The 19,950-nt window shown below is 69.4% G+C and carries 16 protein-coding genes and 1 riboswitch; of the genes, 9 read left to right on the forward strand and 7 right to left on the reverse strand.

What is annotated here, in order from left to right:
- Nucleotide 1: 1 nt before the first annotated feature.
- The 4 genes from mpaP to P5G46_RS12110 are packed head-to-tail and all read left to right on the forward strand — an operon-like array spanning nt 2 to nt 3,874.
- On the forward strand, nt 2–1,669 hold the full coding sequence (gene mpaP / locus P5G46_RS12095) for a daptide biosynthesis intramembrane metalloprotease (protein WP_239274924.1): 1,668 nt from the start codon (nt 2–4) through the stop codon (nt 1,667–1,669).
- Nucleotides 1,666–2,382: an ATP-binding cassette domain-containing protein gene (locus P5G46_RS12100; protein ID WP_239274925.1), complete on the forward strand. Its 717-nt coding sequence runs from the start codon at nt 1,666–1,668 to the stop codon at nt 2,380–2,382. The genes mpaP and P5G46_RS12100 overlap by 4 nt, the downstream gene beginning before the upstream one ends.
- The gene (locus P5G46_RS12105) at nt 2,379–3,107 is read left to right on the forward strand and encodes an ABC transporter permease (protein WP_239274926.1); all 729 of its coding nucleotides are present in this window, start codon (nt 2,379–2,381) and stop codon (nt 3,105–3,107) included. Before P5G46_RS12100 ends, P5G46_RS12105 begins: the two co-directional genes overlap by 4 nt.
- 8 nt (nt 3,108–3,115) lie before the next feature.
- Nucleotides 3,116–3,874, forward strand: a complete 759-nt coding sequence (locus P5G46_RS12110; RefSeq protein ID WP_408905790.1) for a hypothetical protein — start codon at nt 3,116–3,118, stop codon at nt 3,872–3,874.
- A gap of 40 nt (nt 3,875–3,914) precedes the next feature.
- Here P5G46_RS12110 and P5G46_RS12115 read toward each other — a convergent pair whose 3' ends face one another.
- Together P5G46_RS12115 and P5G46_RS12120 are read right to left on the reverse strand one after the other, a co-directional pair.
- Complete coding sequence (locus P5G46_RS12115; RefSeq protein WP_239274928.1) at nt 3,915–4,109, reverse strand: hypothetical protein; 195 nt, start codon at nt 4,107–4,109, stop codon at nt 3,915–3,917.
- Between the two features lie 69 nt (nt 4,110–4,178).
- On the reverse strand, nt 4,179–4,631 hold the full coding sequence (locus P5G46_RS12120; RefSeq protein ID WP_239274929.1) for a GNAT family N-acetyltransferase: 453 nt from the start codon (nt 4,629–4,631) through the stop codon (nt 4,179–4,181).
- Between the two features lie 310 nt (nt 4,632–4,941).
- Here P5G46_RS12120 and P5G46_RS12125 point away from each other — a divergent pair, with 310 nt between their 5' ends.
- Nucleotides 4,942–7,161: an NADP-dependent isocitrate dehydrogenase gene (locus P5G46_RS12125; protein ID WP_375094644.1), complete on the forward strand. Its 2,220-nt coding sequence runs from the start codon at nt 4,942–4,944 to the stop codon at nt 7,159–7,161.
- A 708-nt stretch (nt 7,162–7,869) separates the two neighbouring features.
- Here the strand turns inward: P5G46_RS12125 and P5G46_RS12130 are convergent.
- The 3 genes from P5G46_RS12130 to P5G46_RS12140 form a co-directional block, all read right to left on the reverse strand.
- Complete coding sequence (locus tag P5G46_RS12130) at nt 7,870–9,270, reverse strand: L,D-transpeptidase family protein (protein WP_375094643.1); 1,401 nt, start codon at nt 9,268–9,270, stop codon at nt 7,870–7,872.
- 101 nt (nt 9,271–9,371) lie between these two features.
- A complete protein-coding gene (locus P5G46_RS12135) occupies nt 9,372–10,736 on the reverse strand; it encodes an FAD-binding oxidoreductase (RefSeq protein WP_408905791.1) in 1,365 nt (454 codons plus the stop codon).
- Nucleotides 10,733–11,119, reverse strand: coding sequence for a YrdB family protein (locus P5G46_RS12140; protein WP_239274933.1), 387 nt, complete (start codon nt 11,117–11,119; stop codon nt 10,733–10,735). Before P5G46_RS12140 ends, P5G46_RS12135 begins: the two co-directional genes overlap by 4 nt.
- A 93-nt stretch (nt 11,120–11,212) precedes the next feature.
- Nucleotides 11,213–11,298, forward strand: a riboswitch (ZMP/ZTP riboswitch).
- 57 nt (nt 11,299–11,355) lie between these two features.
- Here P5G46_RS12140 and glyA point away from each other — a divergent pair.
- From glyA to P5G46_RS12160, 4 genes are all read left to right on the forward strand, one after another.
- A complete protein-coding gene (gene glyA / locus P5G46_RS12145) occupies nt 11,356–12,630 on the forward strand; it encodes a serine hydroxymethyltransferase (RefSeq protein ID WP_239274934.1) in 1,275 nt (424 codons plus the stop codon).
- Between the two features lie 228 nt (nt 12,631–12,858).
- Nucleotides 12,859–13,743 (forward strand): bifunctional methylenetetrahydrofolate dehydrogenase/methenyltetrahydrofolate cyclohydrolase, encoded by an 885-nt coding sequence (locus P5G46_RS12150; protein WP_239274935.1) that lies wholly within the window; start codon nt 12,859–12,861, stop codon nt 13,741–13,743.
- A 283-nt stretch (nt 13,744–14,026) separates the two neighbouring features.
- Nucleotides 14,027–17,860 (forward strand): hypothetical protein, encoded by a 3,834-nt coding sequence (locus P5G46_RS12155; protein ID WP_408905792.1) that lies wholly within the window; start codon nt 14,027–14,029, stop codon nt 17,858–17,860.
- Between the two features lie 173 nt (nt 17,861–18,033).
- Nucleotides 18,034–18,519, forward strand: a complete 486-nt coding sequence (locus tag P5G46_RS12160; protein WP_239274937.1) for a cytochrome C5 — start codon at nt 18,034–18,036, stop codon at nt 18,517–18,519.
- A gap of 89 nt (nt 18,520–18,608) precedes the next feature.
- Here P5G46_RS12160 and P5G46_RS12165 read toward each other — a convergent pair whose 3' ends face one another.
- On the reverse strand, nt 18,609–19,007 hold the full coding sequence (locus tag P5G46_RS12165; RefSeq protein ID WP_375094639.1) for an HtaA domain-containing protein: 399 nt from the start codon (nt 19,005–19,007) through the stop codon (nt 18,609–18,611).
- A complete protein-coding gene (locus P5G46_RS12170; RefSeq protein ID WP_239274939.1) occupies nt 19,004–19,918 on the reverse strand; it encodes a LysR family transcriptional regulator in 915 nt (304 codons plus the stop codon). Before P5G46_RS12170 ends, P5G46_RS12165 begins: the two co-directional genes overlap by 4 nt.
- Nucleotides 19,919–19,950 lie beyond the last annotated feature (32 nt).

Genomic DNA, 19,950 nt, shown 5'->3' on the forward strand with positions numbered 1-19,950 from the left:
CGTGCAGAACCCCCACAATGCCGCGCCGCCACGGCTGTCGGCATCCGTTCGCCTCGAGCGCGCCGGCGGGCCGGACTCCTGGCTCGTCACCGTCGACGGGGTGCCGGTCTCGCGCGCATCGGTCGCGACGACCGAGCTGCTGCGCGCCATGGATGGGGCCACGAGCGTGGCCGAACTGCACCGGCGTTTCGCGCCCGAGCAGCCGACCGGCGCATTCGCGGACCTCATCGATCGGTTCCGCCACGCGGGTCTCCTCGAGGGATCGGAGCGACCGCTGGCCGGGCGCATGACCTATCGGCCGCCCCTGACGATTCAGTTCGCCACACTCCGCGCCCCCGAACTGTTCGAGGTCCTCCATCGCGTGCTGCGACCCGTTCTCGGGCGCTGGGTGCCGTGGGGGGCCGCTGTGTGCGTCGTCCTCGGCGGCGCGGCGCTGATCATGCAGGCCAGCGGTGCGATCACCGCTCTCACATCCCCTCTTCCCATGGTCGATGTCCTCATCGTCGCGGTGGTCCTCGTGGCGGCGACGTTCGCCCATGAGGCCGCACATGGCGTGATGCTCACCTCCGCGGGGGCCCGACCGCGGCGAGCGGGTGTGATGCTGCTCTACCTCGGCCCCGCCTTTTTCGTCGATGTCACCGACGCGTGGCGCCTCCCGTCCCGCCGTTTGCGCGTTGCTGTCGCGCTCGCCGGTCCGGCCGTCCACGCCGTGATGGGCGGCGCGGCGGCTCTGGCGGCGCTCTTCACGACCGACCCGGACGTGCGCCGCACCCTTCTCGTCCTTTCGTGCGCATGTGCGGCGGTCGTCCTCGTCAACCTCGTCCCGTTCGTTCGCTTCGACGGCTACATCGCGCTGATGAGCGCCGTCGATGAGCCGAATCTCCGCGCGCGGACGATGGCCGACGCCGGCGCGACCGTGCGCTGGCTCCTCTTCGGCACCGAGCCGCCACCCCGCGCGCTGGCGCGGTGGTGGAGCGTCCCGTTCGGCCTCCTCAGCGTCGCCGTTCCCACCACGCTGGTGTGGTTCGCTCTCGAGCGCGCCGTGCGGGCATTGTCCGGGACGGGGGCACTCGGAGCGTTCCTTGCCCTGGCCCTGCAAGTGGTGGTGCTCGTCGCCGTCGGAGTGCCGGTCGCGCGCTGGCTCGCGGCCAGTGTCCGGCAGGGGCGGCGACGCCTGCGCGGCCTCGTGATGGGCGCTACCCTTCTCGCCGCGATCATCACGGCGGCTGCCGTGGTCCCCGTCGCGGACGCCCGCGCCGCCGGTTTCCTGCTCGTGGACGGGAGGCCGGTCCTCGTAGTGCCCGCCGATGGCTCCGCGGCCGTCCCCGTGACCGCGGGTACCCCCGTCGAACTGATGACCAGCGGCATCCTCGGCGACGCGCGCGTGGCCGTCGGCACCGTCCGGCCACAGACATCCTGGACCCTCTCGGTCCCCATCTCCGCGTTCACGCCGCTCGCCGCCACGGGCGTGCGCGTCGAGGCCACCGCCGTAGGGGTGGTCGACGTTGCTGCGGGCGACGCGCTGCCGTCCGCGGGTCGCGCGTTCGTCCAGCTGGGGACGCGCTCCCTCCTGTCCCAGGTGTGGTCCTCACACGTGACCGGGCCGCTTTCCACGCTCCTCACCGCATTCCCCTCCTCCCTCTCCGGTTCTCAGGAAGGCCAGTCATGACAGACAACGCCATCGAGGTACGACACCTCACGAAGAAGTACGGCTCGCGCACTGCCGTCGATGATGTGTCCTTCACCGTGCGCCGGGGGAGCATCGTCGGTCTCCTCGGTCCGAATGGTGCGGGCAAGTCGACCACGTTGCGCGCCATCGTCGGGCTCACATCCCCCAGCACAGGGGAGACCCTGATCGACGGCGTCCCTTTCCGCACACTCGCACAGCCGTCGGCACACGTCGGGGTCCAGATGGACGGATTCGGCTTCGAGGTCGGCATCACCGCGCGGCGGCACCTCGAGATCGTGCGGCTGGCGGTCGGCGCACCCCGCCAGCGGGTCGACGAAGTGCTGGAGGAAGTCGGGCTCAGCAACGACGCTCGACGGCGCGTCAAGACTTTTTCGACCGGGATGGTGCAGCGCCTCGGCCTCGCCGCGGCTCTCATGGGCACACCGCGCACGCTCATTCTCGACGAGCCGTCCAATGGCCTCGACCCGGACGGCATCCGGTGGCTTCGCCGATATCTGCGCGCCTACGCCGCCGCCGGTGGCACGGTCCTCGTGTCCAGTCACCAGCTCGGTGAGCTGCAGAACACGGTCGACGAAGTCGTGATCCTTCAGCGAACCGTCGTATACGCGGGGGCGCTCCGTGACCTCGTTCGCGCAGAGGGCGACACCCTCGAGGATCGCTACTTCGCCCTGGTCGAGGGAAGCCGCGCATGATCGGGGCGATCGGCTCGGAGGTGCTCCGCGCGCGGAGCGGGCTCAGCACGCTCGCGGTCATCGTGCTCGCGGTCTTCGTGCCGCTCATCATCCTGACGAGCGACGACACCCTCGGACACATCACGACCATGGATGCCACGACGGCGACGCAGATCGCCCTCGCTCCGATCGGATGGTCTTTCGTCGTCGCCGCATTCACCGGAGCGTTCGGGGTGACCCGGGAGTTCTACTACGTGTCGATGAACCGAACGGTGGTCGAGCTCGGCTTCCGCAGGGTGTTCGTGGCGAAGGCGCTGGCGGCTGTCACGGTCGGTCTCCTGCTGACGACGGGGGTGGTTGCGGTGTGGTCCGCGGTCGTCGCAATCGTTCTCCCCCTTCACGGCATCGCCCCGGTCCCTTCGGCCGGGGCGGCGGCAACGCTCGTCGGAGCGCTGCCGGGTGCGCTGCTCGGTTCGGTCATGGGCGCATCCGTCGGATGGGTCGTGGGGAACTACTACGTCGCCGCCGCCGTGGTCTTGGCTGGCCCGCTCGCTCTGGAACTGGCGTTGCTGGGGACGGCGCCTGAGGTGGCACGGTTCTCGCCAGGCCTCTCGCTCGCCGGGCTGGCTTCGCCGCAGAACCATCCCGATCTTCTCCCGGCCGCCGTCGCGGGCCCGATCGCCGTGGTGTGGACCGTGGCGCTGGCGGCAGCCGCGTGGGCCATCGGCCGGCGGCGGTTCGCGTGAGGGGCGCCATGACCGACCGGATCGCGCTGCCCACGAGCCTGAAGCGCACCGTCCTGTCACAGGCGCTCTGCGCAGCGCGAGACCTGCCCCTCGTGGGTGTGGCGGGGGTCGCCGCGGTGCTGTCGGCGTCGATCGCGGCGAGCATTCCGACGGATGTCGCACTCGCTCCGGACGCGGAGAAGGTCCTCCTCGCTGAAACGCTCTCAACGGTGATCGCGGTCTACGCCGCCGTGATGGCCGCGATCTACGGTTCGTTCCGATACACGATCGACCGCCGTGTCGGTGTGGTGGCGCAACGCGCCACGGTGCAACCGCGGGGGTGGGCGCTCGTCGGCCGCATCCCGTTCACCGCTCTCGGGGGAGCGGCCGTAGGGATGGCGGCGCTGCTGGGGGCACGCCTGGCTCTGGTGCCAGCGTTCGCATTGCTCGGGCTCCACGCCCGCGACGTGGCCGCGACCATCGTCGTGGCCGCGGCGGCATCATTGTGGGGTCTCGGGGTCGGGCTGCTCGTGCAGGCGCATCTGCCGGCCCTCTTCGTCGCGCCCATTTCGTTGAGCCTCGCGGTGATGCTCGCTCCGGTGTGGCCGACGTTCTGCGAGTGGTTGCCTCTGCCGACGTTTCTGCGGGCGGGAGGCCTGGACCTGTCCGTGCTCGGCCTCGCCGACGGTGGCGTTGATCAGAGTCTGGCCGCGCTCCTCGCGAGCGTGTGGCTCGTTGGTGTCGTCGTGGTAGGAGCGGGATCGTTCCTGCGTCGCGACCTGCGCTGACCACGGCGCGCACGGTTGCGTCACGGCATCCGAGCGGAGCTCACAACGCGTCGGTGGCCCGCCCACGGGTCCGCCGTCCCGCGGAGATGAGCCCCTGCACGACCAGGATCGCTCCGCCCGAGACCATCACCACGGTCGTGGCGACGTTCCACCACTGAGGGGCGGCTCCGAGCTGTGCAAAACCGAACGCGGCCATGGCAACGCCGAGAGGGAGGGAGAAGCGAGGGGAGGACATCTCACGACGGTAAGGGCGAGTCGGGGTCCCGGGGGTGCCGTTTCACCCCCGCCGCCGACGATCTCGTCCTCACACGCGAACGCGGGCGATGGTCTCGCCGTACTCCGTCTCACCGACCGGCTCGAAGCCCGCGCGCTGGAAGAACGCCTCGGGGCCGCCGACACCGGGTTCGTAGATGACGTCGACGTGGTCCATTCCGCGACGGCGCGCCTCATCGAGCAGCTCGCCGAGGGCGAAGCGGCCAACGCCGCGTCCCTGGTCGTCGGCGTCGACGTTGATCCGCCACAGCACCGACCGGAAGTGCTCTTCGTGCGCTTCGGGGTCGAAGTTGGCGCTCACGAAGCCGACGACCTCGTCGCCGTCGACCACGACGCGCTGCCAGGAGGTCTGCGGATCCATGACCGTTGCGGCGATGCCGTAGCTCACCGGAGCGAGGAACTGCTCCTGCCCGGGCTTGAGCGACAGGTTGTTCACCGCCACGATCGTGGCGGCGGAAAGTTCGACGAGACGAAGGTCGGCCATGCGCCCAGGCTATCCGGCCCGCCGATCCGCGCAACATTCCGGATGCCGTCGCGCCCCGTTTCCGGCGCTGCCCGCCGGAGGAGCGCCCCACCCGAGCGGCGCCCCCGCCCCCGTCCCGGCACCCCACCCGCGTGGCGCACCGCCCCCATCCCCGTTGGGTGTCCAGAACACGCGGATGCCGACCTCCGCCGTCCGCGTGTTGTGGACATCGAAGCGACGAACCGCCCCGAAGTATCTCGATATCAAGAGACTTTGCGCCGGTGCGATAGGCTGGAGCGCAACCCTGGCCGCCTCTACGGAGAGATTCGACGTGCCCGATTCCACCATCATTTACACGTACACCGACGAGGCGCCGGCGCTCGCGACCGCGTCGTTCCTGCCCATCGTGCAGGCCGTCACGACGCAGGCGGGCGTCGACGTCGAGACCCGCGACATCTCGCTCGCCGGCCGTATCCTCGCGGCCTTCCCGCAGCGACTCACGCCCGAGCAGCACGTGGGGGACGCGCTCGCCGAGCTCGGTGGCCTCGCCACTCTTCCCGAGGCCAACATCATCAAGCTGCCGAACATCTCGGCATCCATCCCGCAGCTCAAGGCCGCGATCGCCGAGCTGCAAGCGCAGGGCTACGACGTCCCCGACTACCCCGACGACGCGACGAGCGTCGAAGACAAAGACGTGCGGGCGCGTTACGACCGCATCAAGGGTTCCGCGGTCAACCCGGTGCTGCGCGAGGGCAACAGCGACCGCCGCGCCCCGCTCGCGGTGAAGAACTACGCCAAGAAGCACCCGCACCGCAACAAGCCGTTCGCCGAGGGCTCGAAGACCCGCGTCGCCACCATGGGGCACGACGACTTCAAGAGCAACGAGAAGTCGTGGGTCGCCGCCCACGACGACGTGCTCACCATCCGCCACACCGCCGAGGACGGCACGGTCACGGTGCTGAAGGACAACCTCAAGGTGCTCCCGCGCGAGATCGTGGATGCCACGTTCCTCTCGGCCGCGGCTCTCGACGCGTTCCTCGCCGAGACGGTCGCCCAGGCCAAGGCCGACGACGTGCTGTTCTCGGTGCACCTCAAGGCCACGATGATGAAGGTCAGCGACCCGATCATCTTCGGTCACGTCGTGAAGGCGTACTTCGCCGACGTCTTCGCGCAGTACGGCGACACCATCGCCGCCGCGGGTCTGAACCCGAACAACGGCCTCGGTGGCATCCTGTCGGGCCTCGGCTCGGTCGAAGGGGGCGCCGAGATCGCTGCGGCGTTCGAGAAGGCCGTCGACGCCGCCGCGCGCGTGTCGTACGTCAACTCCGATAAGGGCATCACGAACCTGCACGTCCCCTCGGACGTCATCGTGGATGCCTCGATGCCCGCCCTCATCCGCAACGGCGGCAAGCTCTGGGGCGCCGACGGGGGAGAGGCCGACACGCTCGCGGTCATCCCCGACTCGTCGTACGCGGGGGTCTACCAGGCCGTCATCGACGACGTGATCGCCAACGGTCCGCTGAACCCGGCCACCATCGGCACCGTCCCGAACGTCGGTCTCATGGCGCAGGCGGCCGAGGAGTACGGCAGCCACGACAAGACGTTCGAGATCAGCGCCGCGGGCCGCGTCGAGATCGTCGACGGCGACGGCAACGTCGTCATCGAGCACGACGTGCAGCCGGGCGACATCTGGCGCGCGACGCAGACGAAGTACGTCGCGATCGTCGACTGGGTGAACCTCGCCGTGCGCCGCGCTCGCGCCACGAACGTTCCGGCCGTGTTCTGGCTCGACGTCAACCGCGCGCACGACGCCCAGATCATCGCGAAGGTCTACCAGGCGCTCGCGACGATCGACACGCACGGTCTCGAGATCCTCATCCTTCCGCCGGCCGAGGCCACCCGCTACACGCTCGCCCGTCTCCGCCACGGCCTGGACACCATCTCGGTGACCGGCAACGTGCTGCGCGACTACCTCACCGACCTGTTCCCGATCCTCGAGGTCGGCACGAGCGCCAAGATGCTCTCGATCGTGCCGCTGCTCGCCGGCGGTGGACTGTTCGAGACCGGCGCGGGCGGCTCGGCGCCCAAGCACGTGCAGCAGCTCCTCGAGGAGGACTACCTCCGCTGGGACTCGCTCGGCGAATTCTTCGCCCTCGCCGCCTCGCTCGAGCACTACGCCGGCTTCACCGGCAACGCGCGTGCGCAGGTTCTCGCGGACACGCTGGATGCCGCCACCGGCACGTTCCTCGAGAACGACAAGTCGCCGGGCCGTGCGCTCGGCACGATCGACAACCGCGGCAGCCACTTCTACCTCGCCCTGTACTGGGCGCAGGAGCTGGCGCAGCAGACGACGGATGCCGACCTCGCCGCGGTCTTCGCGCCGGTGGCCGAGGCTCTGGCCTCCAACGAGTCGACCATCGTCGAGGAGCTCCTCGCCGTGCAGGGCCACGCCGCCGAGATCGGCGGCTACTACCGCCCCGACACCGCGCTGGTCGAGAAGGTCATGCGTCCCTCCGCAACGCTGAACGGGATCATCGACGCCCTGCGTTGATTCCCCGACCCGAGAGGGGCGGATGCCACTGGCATCCGCCCCTCTTTTGTCTTCGCGCTGCATAACTCCGGCGGAACCCTGGTGGGTGGGGGGTTTGGGGCTCCGGTGGGCGCGGGGTGCAGGAGTTGTGCCCGGCGGGCGTGCGGTTTCTGCCCGCGCGCAGGGTGCGGAGAAGGGGCCGGATGCCGCTGGCATCCGCCCGTCTCTTGTCTTCGCGCTGCATAACTCCGGCGGAACCCTCGTGGGTGGGGGGTTTGGGCCCCGGCGGGCGCGGGGTGCAGGAGTTGTGCCCGGCGGGCGTGCGGTTTCTGCTCGCGCACCGGGGGCGAGCAGGGGCCGGATGCCACCGGCATCCGTCCCGCTCTTGTCTTCGCGCTGCATAACTCCGGCGAAACCCCGGCCGGTGCGGCGCTTGGGGACCCGGCGGGCGCGGAGTGCAGGAGTTGTGCCCGGCGGGCACGGGCGCGCGGCGACGTGCGGCTTCTGCTCGCCCACCGGGCGCGAAGAAGGAACCGGATGCCATGGCATCCGACCTTTCTCCTTTTCGCGCCGCATAACTCCGGCGGAACCCCGGCCGGTGCGGCGCCCGGGGCCCCGACGGCACAGGATGCAGGGGTTGCGCCGTGGCGACGCACGGCTTCCGCCCGCGCACCGGATACGAAGAAGGGGCCGGATGCCGCTGGCATCCGGCCCCTGTCTGCGGGTCGATCAGTAGTGGACCGAGACCTCGGTGCCGCGGTAGGCCCAGTCGTACAGCTCTTTGGCGTTCGCGATCGTGAGGTTGATGCAGCCGTGGCTCATCGGGGTGCCGAAGTTGTTGTGCCAGTAGGTGCCGTGGAAGCCCTCGTCGCCGTTGAAGTAGGCGACCCACGGGACGTCCTTCGTGCACCAGTCGTAACCGGGGACGCAGCCCATGTCCTGCATGGGGGTCTTCCAGCCGATGCGGAAGCTGCCGGTGTGGGTGTCCCACCCGCTCTTGCCCGACGACATCGACCAGTTGCGGTAGACCTGGCCGTTCTCGTACAGGGTCACGGTCTGCGCGCTCAGGTTGACGTCGATCCACCGCTCTGTCGTGGTGGTCTCGAAGGGGGTCTCGGTGACGTTCAGCGCGTACTTCCCGTTGCCCTCCGACAGCTGCTCGGCGAAGGCGGCGGCGATGCCAGCGGTGTCACCGATCGCGCGCCCCGTCTGTCCTTCGACGCGGGCGTGGATGACCTCGCCACCGCGGTCGACGATCACGTCGGCGTTCACGGCGGGGCGGTCCACAGCACCCGCGAGACCGTCGACGACGGACTGGATCGCCGCCTCGTCGGCCGTGATCGCGAAGTCGCCCTCGCCGTCGGAGGTGACGGTGAGCCAGGATGCCGCGACGGCGCGGTCGACCGGCACCGTGCGTTCGTCACCCACGTAGAAGCCGGCGGAATCGAGGATGCCGTTGAGCGTAGCGGCGGCGGCGTCGGCCTCTTCGGTGGTGACGGGGGCTTCGACCGGGACGAGGTCGGCCTGTGCGGTCGCGGCGACCGTGCCCTCGTCGAACGCGGTCTGCAGCGCGGCGGTGACCGCGGCGATGTCGATGCCCTCTCCGGCCTCAGAGGGGGTCGTCACGTAGGTCTGCGAGCCGGCGTCGAAGGCGACGGTCGCGTCGACCGGTGCCTGGTAGGTGCCGGGGGCGCGGTCGCGCAGCACGGTCGCCGCTTCTGCGGGGTCGATCTGCACCTCGACGCCGGTGCCGGCGGGGAACCACGCGGACGGCTTCCACATCGGGTTGTCGGCGAAGGCCTTCTCGGCGATGGCAGTGGCATCCACGGTCGCGCCGAGGTCTGCTCCGGTGACGGTCACCTCTCCCGCGGGGCTCTCGACGGTGATCTCCGTGTCGGCGAGCCGCGCCGAGATCGCCTGCGCCGCAGCGCCCGCCGTCAAGCCGCCGATCTGCACGCCCGCCACGGATGCGCCGGGGGCGATGAGCACCAGCGAGGCCGCGATGAGGGCGACCGCGGTCGCGCCCGCGGGGATGCCGATCCACAGCCCCGAGCGGTTCTTCCGCTTCGCGGGCTCGGCCGGAGTCCAGGCGTAGGTGACGCCGTCGGTGCCGTTCGCGCCGTCGGTCATAGGTGAACCCCCCACAAAAGTCAGTCTTTCCATGGTAGGCGGGGGTTCTGCGCCCGAGCCGTGACGTTTGTCACGTTCTGATTACGCCCGGTGCGCGGAGGTCAGATTGCGAACACTTTGCCCGGATTCAGGATGCCGAGCGGGTCGAAGACGCGCGCGATGTCGCGCTGCAGGCGCCACTGGTCGTCCCCCAGCTCGTCGGCGAGCCAGCGCCGCTTCAGCACACCCACCCCGTGCTCGCCCGTGAGCGTCCCGCCCAGGTCGAGGGCGGCGCGGAACAGCTCCTCGGCGGCATCCCACACAACGGCGGGCACGTCGGGGCCGTCGAAGACGAAGTTGGGGTGGAGGTTGCCGTCGCCCGCGTGCGCGACGGTGGGAATGTTCAGGCCGAACCTCCGCTCGATGCGCGCGATCGCGTCGAACATCGCGGGCAGGGCGCTGCGCGGCACCGAGACGTCCTCGATGAGCGTCGTCCCGAGGGTCTCCATCGCCGGGTGCAACGCGCGGCGCACGGCCAGCAGCGTCTCTCCCTCGGCGTCGTCCACCGCGACCGCCACCTGGCCACCGGCACCGCGGAGCACCTCCGCGATCGCCCGGGCCTCGTCGGCGGCGACGGGTCCGTCGGTCTGGATGGTGAGCTGCGCGGCGCCCGCGGGCGGAGCCGGCATCGACAGCAGGCGGTGCACGGCCGCGAGGCTCGTGGCATCCATGAGCTCCATGATCGCGGGCTGGATGCCGGATGCCGTCACGGCCGCGGAGGCCACGGCGGCGGTCCGCACGTCGTCGAACAGGGCCGTCAGCGTCACGCGCTCACCCGCGACCAGGCGACGGAGCTTGAGGGTCGCACCGACCACGACGCCGAGGATGCCCTCGGATCCGATGACGAGCGAGGTGAGGTCCAGGCCCGTGACGCCCTTGACGCTGCGATGCCCGAGGTGCAGGAGTCGGCCGTCGGCGAGCACGAGGTCGACGCCGAGCACCGCGTCGCGGACGACGCCGTACTTCGCGCACAGCAGCCCTCCGGCGCCCGTGGCGATGTTGCCGCCGACCGTCGAGATCGCGCGGCTGGCAGGGTCGGGGGCCCACCACACCCCGTGGGGTTCGAGAAGGGCGTTCAGCTCGGCGTTCAGGATGCCGGGCTCGACCACCGCGAGAAGGTCGTCTGGGCGGACCTCGACCAGCCGGTCCATGCCGCGCAGCGACAGCGAGATCTCGCCGCGCCCGGTGTTCGCTCCGCCGGCGAGCCCGGTGCCGGCGCCGCGGGGGACGACCGGCGTGCGGGTGGCTGTCGCGATACGCAGAACCGCTCGGACGTCGTCGACGGATGCCGCGTGCACCACCGCCAGGGGCGACCCGGCCGACGCATGGCCGGACTTGTCGGCGCGCGCGGACTCGAGCGCGGCGGGCGAGGTGTCGACGCGATCGCCCAGCTCCGCCCGCAGGAGCGCGACGACGTCGGGAGTCACGCCAGGCGCCGGCGGCCGTTCAGGGCACCGAAAGTGACGGCCACGATCGCGAACACGAGGCCGATCCAGGCCTGACCCATGCTCCACCATGCGATCGTCGCCGCGGCGTAGACGAACAGCTCGACGAGGGCGCGGACGAACGGGTGAACGGCCAGCACCGCGCGGGGCGAAACGAAGAGCGCCCAGACGAGGATCGCCAAGGCGGGCGCTCCGAGGCCCGCGACGATGTTCCACGGGAGCGGCCACGCGGTGAAGCCCCAGATCGCGAGGCTCAGGAACGCGGCGATACCGCACAGGACGCTCCCGATCTCGACCGCCGTCGGGCGCGGACGCATTCCGGGGGCGAGGGGCGCCTGCGCGCGGACGTGGGGAGTGTCGGTCACGCCGCTATTTTACGCGGGCGCCGGCGCGCGGCATCCGGGATAGCTCGCCCGTGAGCGACTGGCCCGGGCGCGTCGCGCGCGGACCCGGTAATGTGAAGACGTCGCGACTGGCGTTGAGGTGGGCCACCACCGGGGAGCGACCGCTTGACGGTATTCGACCGCACGCCTGGGTCGATGCGGTATCTCCGCGGACTCGCCGAGTCCGCGGCATCCGGAACCATCGTCAAGGAGATCGCATGACCGATCCGTACTTCAACGCCCCCCTGTCGGAGGTCGACCCCGAGATCGCCCAGGTGCTTGAGCGGGAGCTCGACCGCCAGCGCGGCTACCTCGAGATGATCGCGTCGGAGAACTTCGTTCCCGTCTCGGTGCTGCAGTCGCAGGGGTCGGTGCTGACCAACAAGTACGCCGAGGGCTACCCGGGCCGCCGCTACTACGGCGGCTGCGAAGAGGTCGACGTCGCCGAGTCGCTCGCGATCGAGCGCGCCAAGGCGCTGTTCGGCGCAGAGTTCGCCAACGTGCAGCCGCACTCGGGCGCGAGCGCGAACGCCGCCGTGCTGCACGCGATCGCCCGCCCCGGCGACACGCTGCTGGGCCTCGCCCTCGACCAGGGCGGTCACCTGACCCACGGCATGAAGATCAACTTCTCGGGCCGCCTGTACGACATCGTCGCGTACGGCGTCGACCCCGAGACATCGGTGATCGACATGGACGAGGTGCGCCGTCTCGCCGTCGAGCACAAGCCCAAGGTCATCATCGCCGGATGGTCGGCGTACCCGCGCCAGCTCGACTTCGCCGCGTTCCGCGCGATCGCCGACGAGGTGGGCGCGTACCTGTGGGTCGACATGGCGCACTTCGCCGGCCTCGTCGCCGCGGGCGTCCACCCGTCGCCCATCCCGCACGCCCACGTCGTCTCGACCACGGTGCACAAGACGATCGGCGGACCCCGCTCGGGCCTCATCCTCACCAACGACCCCGATCTGGCCAAGAAGATCAACACCGCGGTCTTCCCGGGCCAGCAGGGCGGTCCGCTCATGCACGTCATCGCCGCGAAGGCGACGGCGTTCAAGCTCGCGATGACGCCCGAGTTCAAGGAGCGCCAGGAGCGCACAGTGCGGGGTGCGGCGATCCTCGCCGACCGTCTCACGCAGGATGACGTCAAGAGCGCCGGCATCGCCGTGCGCTCGGGCGGAACCGACGTGCACCTCGTGCTCGTCGACCTGCGCGACGCTCAGATCGACGGTAAGCAGGCCGAAGACCTGCTGCACGAGATCCACATCACGGTCAACCGCAACGCCGTCCCCAACGACCCGCGTCCGCCGATGGTGACCTCGGGCCTGCGCATCGGCACCCCGGCCCTCGCGACCCGCGGTTTCGGCGACGCCGAGTTCACCGAGGTGGCCGACATCATCGCCCTGGCCCTGCAGCCGGATGCCGACCTCGAGGCGCTGCGCTCCCGCGTGGCCGCGCTCACCGCGGCGTTCCCGCTGTACCCCGACCTGCAGCAGTAAGCCCCGCCGGGGCGGGGCGCCCTCGCGGCGGCCCCGCCCGGCATCCGGTGCTCCCGTCCTTCGGCGGCGGGGGCTCGGCATCCGGTCACACGCTCGTCCTGCGGAGCGGCCGGGCCCGAGGCATAAACGCGATCCGCGCCCATAAACACGGGCAGAACGCGTTTATGCGAGTGAGAAGCGTTTATGCGTGACGGGGTGACCCCGATCGTCACGAGGAAGAGGGATGCCATGACGGCGACGAGACTCGACGGCAAGGCCGCTGCGGCCGCGATCAAGACGGAGCTCGCCGAGCGGGTCGCGGCCCTGCGCGAGCGCGGGATCGTGCCCGGGATCGCGACCGTGCTCGTCGGTGCCGATCCCGCCTCGCAGCTCTACGTCGGCATGAAGCACAAGCAATCCGAGGCGATCGGCATGAACTCGATCCAGGTCGAGCTGCCGGCCGAGTCCACGCAGGAGGAGGTGGAGGCGGTCATCGACGGCCTGAACGCCGACCCGTCCTGCCACGGTTACATCGTCCAGCTGCCGCTGCCGAAGCACCTCGACACCGACGCGATCCTCGAGCGCATCGACCCCGCGAAGGATGCCGACGGCCTCCATCCCACGAACCTCGGGCGGCTCGTGCTCAACGTCAACGCACCGATCACGACGCCGCTGCCCTGCACCCCGCGCGGGGTCATCGAGCTGCTGCTGCGCAACGGCTACGACCTGCGGGGCAAGGAGGTTGTCGTCGTCGGTCGCGGCGTCACGATCGGTCGGTCGATCGGGCTGCTGTTGACCCGCCGCGAGATCAACGCGACGGTGACCCTGACCCACACGGGCACCACCGACCTGGCGAAGCACCTGCGCGAGGCCGACGTGATCGTCGCCGCGGCCGGAGTCAAGCACATCGTGCGTCCCGAACACGTCAAGCCCGGTGCGGCGGTGCTCGACGTCGGTGTGACGCGCGAGACCGACCCCGAGACCGGAAAAGACCGCGTCTACGGCGACGTACACCCCGACGTGGCCGAGGTCGCCGGGTACGTGTCCCCGAACCCGGGTGGAGTGGGCCCGATGACGGTGGCCCTGCTCATGACGAATGTGGTCGAGGCCGCGGAGCGCATGATCGCTCGCTGAGCCCGGATATCAGCAGTTCCGTGCAGCCGCGGGATCTCCCGGTCCACGGTTCCTCCACAGGCAGGTGACGCCGCGGGTGATCACTGTGGCGCGACACCCCCGCCCAGCCTCCGCCGAGGGCTGAACTCCCGCGCTTTCGGCTAGATCACCCGGTGGCGCGGCACCGCCGTGCGTTCGATCGGCGCGCCTCATCCGCCGTTAAGTCTCCCCTGAGGCTTGCACCCGATGCCTCTATTCGCATTTTGGGGCCGCAGACGGCCGCACTACCTCAGGGGAGACATAAGTGACCATTGACGTGCCCGAACGGGGAGTCAGCGTCGAGGACGGACAGGCGACGGCCAAGCCGATCGGTCGTCGTACCGTCCTCGCCGGAGCGGCGTGGGCCGTTCCTGCCATCGCTGTCGCCACCGCCGCGCCTGCCCACGCCGCTTCGGGCCTGCGCCTCGCATTCGACAACACGACCTACGCCGCCGTCGCCTGCGGAATTCTCACCGGAGTCCAGGTGTCCCTCCTCAATGGCTCCCAACCAGTCCAGGGCGCGTCCGTGGTTGTGTCGCTGCCCTCTGGCTACACCTTCGACGGCGGCTCGAGCTCGAACAGCGGTGTCACAGACGCGTCGGGGAAGTACGCCGTGCCTCCCATCAACATCGGGGTGGGGGCTTCCGACAATTCGATCACGGCCACTGCCGGCTCGCTCGTCGCGAACACGCTCGTGACGGTCGCGCCGAACACCAACGCACTGGGGGCATCGCAGACGAATCCGATCGCCCAGACCTGGGCCAACACCCCCAAGGGGGCGAAACCGGTCGGTGCGAACTACTTCCTTTCCGCGAACGGGGAGTTGTGGTTCGAGAACACGCGAGTGGCAACCGGCGTGGTCACGGCTGTCGGCGTGTTCCACCGCGGATACAACGCGCAGTACGCGGACTACGTTCTGTCCAACGGCCGCAAGTACCGCGCCAAGTGGAGCGGAGTGGAGGCCGAATACGACAAGGTGCCCGCTGGCATGCGTCCCGTGGGACAGAGATACTTCCTGAGTGACGCCGGCGATCTCGTCTGGGACACGGATGCCAAGCCGGTCACCGGAAACGTGAGGTCGGTGGTGGCATGGGCCGACAATGACGAGATCTTCGCCGACATCGAGTTGACGACGGGCGTTCTCGTTCGGGCGCACGATGAGAACATCATCGCCACTTTCTCGCCGATGCCCGAGAACGCCGTGCCGATCGGGGCGGACTACTTCCTGTCGCCGGATGGCGACCTCTTCTACCAGGCGAACTTCGTGGCCGCGCAGGTGGCCTCGGCGGCGGGGTGGTATCACCGCGCTCGCAACGCCCCGTACGCCGACTACATGACACAGTCGGGCAAGGCGCTTCGCGCGTGGGAGCACCGGCCTCGCGATAACGCGTACACGAACGTGCCCGCGGGTGCGAAGCCTGTGGGCGGCTTCTACTACCTCGCGTCCAACGGCGACCTCTACTGGGACGACAAGTTCGCCACCGCGGGCGTCGACGTGGCGACCGGATGGTGCACCTCCGGTGGTGATCTGCACGCGGACCTCCGTCTCAAGTCGGGGGCAGCCGTCCGGATGAAGTTCGAGAAGATCGACCTCATGCTGTCACCGATGCCTGCAGGCGCAGTGCCGATTCGCGCGGAGTATCATTTCGACGCCGCGAACGGGGAGCTCTACTACCAGGGGAAGCTGCTGGTGGCGGGCGTTGTCAGCGCCATGGGGTGGCACCAGGTGGGTCAGGCCAACTACGCGGACTACATCACCACGGCGGGGCAGGCCTACCGCGCCCGGTACGAGTCTGCGACAGACACGCCTTACACGGGCATCCCGACTAATGCGACGGCGCTCGGCGGTGGGTATTTCCTCGCTGACGGCGTCCTCCGGTGGCGCGACAAGATCGTCGCACGAACCGTCGAATCGGCCGTGGCGCGGTCCGATCGCGACAACACCTGCTGCGACTTCCGCCTCAGTTCTGGAGCCTTGGCGCGCGCGCGAGACGAACGGATCGAGCGCACATACTCACCGATGCCGAACGACGCAGCCGCTGTCGGGGCGGACTACTTCCTCACCCCGAGCGGAGAGCTGTATTGGCAGGGTCGTCTCATCGCAACGGACGTCATCTCCGCAAGCGGGTGGTGGTTCCGCACCTGGAACGAGCAGGTTTGCACGTACGTGACTCGCGACGGCGTCGGATATCAGGCGGGTAACGAGCGGCCGGCCGATCAGACGTTCCGGCCGACGGGAGTGGCCTACGTCAAAGCTCTCACAAGTGATTACTTCCTCACGGCAGACAACACGTTGTACTGGGGCGCGGACAAGGTCAATCTTCAGATCGACAAAGTGATGACGTGGAATGACTCCGGCGGGACGCATGCAGATGTGCGCACAGCGGACGGCAAACTGCACCGACTCTGGGACAGGGGCATCGAGGAGTCCTACCCGAGCCTTCCCGCCGACGCCGTGCCCTTGGGCAACAGCTACTTCCTCACCTCAGCGGGAAGCCTGTACTTCAAGGAACAGCTCGTCGTCACCGGTGTAGCCGACGCGGTGGGATGGTACGACTCGAAGGATCAGGGTAGTCGTGCCGACTATCGTGGTTCCGATGGGATCGTGCGGCGTGCGCACCGCGAGCAGCCGAACCAGAAGACCTACACGGACGCGCCGGCCGGAGCACAGCTCCTCGGTTTCGGATACTTCCGCACCTCGACGAACGAGCTGTGGTTCGAGGGGACGCTCGTTGCCCCCGGAATCGCGTCGGTCGGGGCATGGAGCGACAACGACTACTTCTATGCCACCTACAGACGCACGGATGGACAGGCTCTGCGCGCTCGGGGTGCGACCCCCAACCAAAGCACGTGGATAGCGGGCAATGCGCCCCTGAACGCCAACCTGATCGGAGCTCGATACGCGCTCGACAGCACCGGGGTGCTGTACTTCGACGGTCAGGGCGTCACCAATGGTGTGACCGGTGCGGTCGGTTGGTACTTCCGCAACAACGATCAGTTCTATGCCGACTACTTCAAGAACGGGGTCGCGGAGCGGGCCGCGGGGACAGTCGCGGGGAACCCCGTTTACGGCGGCACGCCATCGGGGGCCGCTCTATTGGGCTACGGTTACTTCCTCGCCGGCACGGATCTGTGGTACGAGGGCGCCGCGATCCGGACGGGCGTCACCTCGGGGGCCGGATGGGCAAACGGGCAGGACCCCTTCTGCGATTACCGTACCGCTGACCTGGCCTCCTACCGGGCGAAGCGTGCCATCCCGCAGGACGCCGTCTGGACCACAGGCTTGACGCCCATCGGATCCGAGCCGCGGGGTGCGGACTACTACCTCAGCGGTGACGGTGTGCTCAGCTTCCGAGGCACATTGGTCGCGACCGGTGTCACCGAGGCGATTGGCTGGATGAACCCGCAAGTCGACCGGCAGTTCGCCGACTACCGGGGTGCGCAGGGCAATGCCTTCCTCGCGGACCAGACCTCCGTCAATCCCACCATCTACAACAGCGTTCCCTCCGACGCGGTGGCCGTCGGCGCGGGGTACTGGTTGACTCCGGGCGGCGCTCTCTACTTCGGTAACGCGAGCATCCGAACGGGGGTCGCCACGGCACGCGGATGGGCCGAGTTCGCCCAGGAGAGCGGGCCGTCGCAGCTGGCGACGTATCGGGTGGCCACAGGTGCCGCCTTCCGTGCCCGCGGCGCCGCCGCAGCCAACCGCTCGTGGGCGCCCGGCCTCACTCCACTGGGTGCCAAGCCCGTCGGCGCCGGGTTCTTCCTGCTCGGTGATCAGCTGTACTGGGGAGGATCGTTCGTCGTGGGCAGCGTGCAGGTGGCAACCGGCTGGCAGGACTGCCAGGACGACGTGCAGTTCGCGGACTACTTCAAGACAGACGGAACGGCCTACCGTGCAAGGAGGGCTGTCAATTCCCTGGACCTTTCCTACGCGGCCATGCCGGCTGGTACGGAGCCTGTCGGGGCGGGGTACTTCCTCAGCCCGGACAAGAAGCTCTACTTCCAGGGTGCGTTGATCGCTCAGCAAGTCGCGTCGGCGGCCGGGTGGTCGAATCCGCCGCAGAGGGCGGCCTACGCTCAGATCGTCGCCTGCTGATTCCTCAGTGACGACTCCGAGGCGGGGGTGCGACGTATCGCACCCCCGCCTCGGCGTTCTGAGGGGCGACTCGTAGCCGCCGCCGGGTAGACGACGGGTGACGAAATGCGGTACTCCTCGTGCGAGTTGCCAAGGGGCTACACGGATGGTGCTCGTCGTGGCATCGTTCCTGTATGACTGAGTCCGTGCTGAACGACCTTCTCCGCCGCGTCACCGAGAGCGGACTGCTCGACGAGCCGAGCATCGACGACGACACCGTCGTCGGCCTCGCCCATCTGGACGCCGCCGGCGTCGAGGTGGAGGTCGACCTCGACCCCGAGATCGACGACGTCGACGATCCCGACATCGACGCGATCATGGCATCCCTCTCCGAGATCCTGGGCGTCAGCGAGGACCGCTGGCGCGCGATCGTCGACGAGGTCGTCTCCGACATCGAGGACGCGCTCGACGACGACGAGGTGGATGCCGAGATCGACCTGCGCACCGACCTCGAGGCCGTGGGTGTCGGCGTCTTCGCCGACGCGGTCATCGTCGTGTTCGCCGGTGCGACGTCGTTCCCCGACGCGCTTGTGCACGTCCAGCTGACGCCTGAGCTCGAGGTCGAGGACATCGAGATCGTGGGCGATGACGACGAGGAAGACGATGACGACGAGGACTGACGCCTGAAAGCCGCCGACGAACGGCCGGGAGACCCACGGGTGCCCCGGCCGTTCCGCGTTCGCGGCAGCTCTGGGCTGAGGCAATCGGCTCAAGAGCCGATGCGGAAATCCTCGAGCGGTGTGCCCGCCTCGTACGGGCCGAAGAAGAGGTCCGCGCCGTCGGCGGTGAGCGCGACCCCCGTGCCGGTGGATCCGTCGAACGCCGCGACCGTGGCGAAGGGCAGCCTCACACCGTCGTCGTCGGGGTCGGCGATCTCGAGCACCCACGTGCCCGCGCGGTCGACGAGAGCCGGGTCGGCGAGGGTCACGCGCATCATCCCCCCGTGGCCGGTGAAGGTCACGCTGCCGGAGAACCGGTGCCCCTCGCCGGCGAAGACGAATCCGCCGTCAGTCTCGCGCACGCCGCCCGCGACGACGACCGCCCCGTCGCTCATGCCGCGCACGTAGCCCACGAGGGACGTCTTGACCGCCCAGCGCAACACGCTCACGACGACGTCCAGCGGATCGAACGAGCGAACGACACCAGGGCTCGCACACGCTCGGGTGGATCGATCGTCGCCGACCAGATGACGTCGATGCCGACGGGATCGACGGGCGGCGAGATCTCCTTCATGGCCACAGGGTAGCCCTCGTAGCTGGCCGGGTTCGCGGGGCGCTGCACCAGGATGCCGTAGCCCAGTCCGCGGCCGACGAGTGTGCGAACCGCCTCGTAGCTGGCGGTGCGATGACGGATTCGCGGGGTGAGCCCGCGCGCCTCGAACAGCGACAGCGTGTGCGCCGAGGACGGCGGGGCGTCGAGCAGGATGAGGTCGCGCGACACGACGTCCTCGAGCCGCACGCTCTCTCCCTGGGCCAAGGGGTCGTCGGCGGCGAGCAGCACGTGGGCGGGCAGGGCGAAGAGGCGCTCGCGGCGCGGATGGCCGGGAACCAGGGTGTCGTACACGAAGGCGACATCGACCTCGCCCGACTCGATCCGCCCCTCGAGCTGATCGTGGGTGGCCTCGCGGATGTGGAGGTCGACCCGCGGGTGGGCCTCACCGAAGTCGTGCAGGAGCGGGGGCAGCACGGTGGGGGCGAGGGTCGGGTAACACCCGATCGTGATGGGCCCGACGAGTTCTCCGGGTTCGGCGCGCAGGCCGATCATGAGTTCGCGGGATGCCGCCAGCAGAGGCCGGGCGTGTTCGACGACGTAGGCCCCCGCGCTCGTGAGCGACACCCCGTGCGCGCGGCGTCGCACTGTAAGCGGCGTGCCCGCGAGCCGGTCGAGGTCGGCGAGCGAGTCGGAGAGGGTCGACGGGGAGATGCGGACGTCCGCCGCCGCGGAGGCGATGGTTCCGGCGTCGGCCACCGCGACGAGATAGGCCAGTTGCCGCAGCGTGAAGTCGGGCACGTCAGGCATCGGGCGCACCTCACATCGGTTCTATCGAAGAA

The organism is Microbacterium mcarthurae (assembly GCF_046064585.1).
GTDB classification, from domain to species: Bacteria; Actinomycetota; Actinomycetes; order Actinomycetales; family Microbacteriaceae; genus Microbacterium; species Microbacterium mcarthurae.

Excerpts from the sequence above, each read along its gene's own strand:
- P5G46_RS12100 (WP_239274925.1), top strand. The coding sequence starts at position 1,666 with ATGACAGACAACGCCATCGAGGTACGACACCTCACGAAGAAGTACGGC.
- P5G46_RS12105 (WP_239274926.1), top strand. The coding sequence starts at position 2,379 with ATGATCGGGGCGATCGGCTCGGAGGTGCTCCGCGCGCGGAGCGGGCTC.
- P5G46_RS12110 (WP_408905790.1), top strand. The coding sequence starts at position 3,116 with ATGACCGACCGGATCGCGCTGCCCACGAGCCTGAAGCGCACCGTCCTG.
- P5G46_RS12115 (WP_239274928.1), bottom strand. The coding sequence starts at position 4,109 with ATGTCCTCCCCTCGCTTCTCCCTCCCTCTCGGCGTTGCCATGGCCGCG.
- P5G46_RS12120 (WP_239274929.1), bottom strand. The coding sequence starts at position 4,631 with ATGGCCGACCTTCGTCTCGTCGAACTTTCCGCCGCCACGATCGTGGCG.
- P5G46_RS12130 (WP_375094643.1), bottom strand. The coding sequence starts at position 9,270 with ATGACCGACGGCGCGAACGGCACCGACGGCGTCACCTACGCCTGGACT.
- glyA (WP_239274934.1), top strand. The coding sequence starts at position 11,356 with ATGACCGATCCGTACTTCAACGCCCCCCTGTCGGAGGTCGACCCCGAG.
- P5G46_RS12150 (WP_239274935.1), top strand. The coding sequence starts at position 12,859 with ATGACGGCGACGAGACTCGACGGCAAGGCCGCTGCGGCCGCGATCAAG.
- P5G46_RS12160 (WP_239274937.1), top strand. The coding sequence starts at position 18,034 with ATGACTGAGTCCGTGCTGAACGACCTTCTCCGCCGCGTCACCGAGAGC.
- P5G46_RS12170 (WP_239274939.1), bottom strand. The coding sequence starts at position 19,918 with ATGCCTGACGTGCCCGACTTCACGCTGCGGCAACTGGCCTATCTCGTC.